This is a genomic window from Methylosinus sp. RM1, from assembly GCF_011378635.1.
Lineage (GTDB): Bacteria > Pseudomonadota > Alphaproteobacteria > Rhizobiales > Beijerinckiaceae > Methylosinus > Methylosinus sporium.
Genome location: NZ_WOVC01000121.1, coordinates 1 through 607 on the forward strand (window position 1 = coordinate 1; position 607 = coordinate 607).

The following is a 607-nucleotide window of genomic DNA, read 5'->3' on the forward strand; positions in this document are numbered from 1 at the left end:
AAGGAGAGCTTCGCCAGCGGGCTGCGCAAAACCGTGCGCTGGTATCTCGACAATGAGGAGTGGTGGTCGGCGATCCGCTCCGGCAAATATCGCGGCGAGCGTCTCGGCTCCACCCTGTGACGCCCAGCGCCGCCCCTAAGAGGATAGTATGAAGGTCGAAGACACGGCGCTCGAGGGCGTCAAGATCGTCACGCCGGATCGGTTCGGCGACGCCCGCGGCTTTTTCTCCGAGACCTATAATCAAAGGCGATGGGAGGAGCACGGACTGCCGTCCTTCTGCTTCGTCCAGGACAATCATTCGCTCTCGCGCGACATCGGCGTCATTCGCGGGCTGCATTTCCAGACAGAGCCTTTCGCGCAGGACAAGCTGGTGCGAGTGGCGCACGGGAGCATTCTGGATGTGGCGGTCGATATTCGCCGCTCTTCGCCGAGCTACGGACGCCATGTCGCCGTCGAGCTTTCCGCCGAAGACTGGCGCCAGCTCATCGTGCCGAAAGGCTTTGCGCATGGCTTCTGCACGCTCGAACCCGATACGGAGGTCCTCTACAAGGTGACGAATTTCCATTCGGCGCCGCATGATCGCGGACTCGCCTTCGACGATCCCGAT

Annotated in this window: 1 protein-coding gene and 1 pseudogene; both read left to right on the top strand. The window is 61.9% G+C overall.

Annotation, left to right across the window (positions count from 1 at the left end; translation table 11 throughout):
• Nucleotides 1-120 (top strand): annotated as a pseudogene (locus FMZ75_RS21835) (dTDP-glucose 4,6-dehydratase); the annotation flags it as partial.
• A 28-nt stretch (nt 121-148) separates the two neighbouring features.
• On the top strand, nt 149-607 hold a 459-nt coding region (gene rfbC, locus FMZ75_RS21240), incomplete at its 3' end, for a dTDP-4-dehydrorhamnose 3,5-epimerase (protein WP_166146322.1).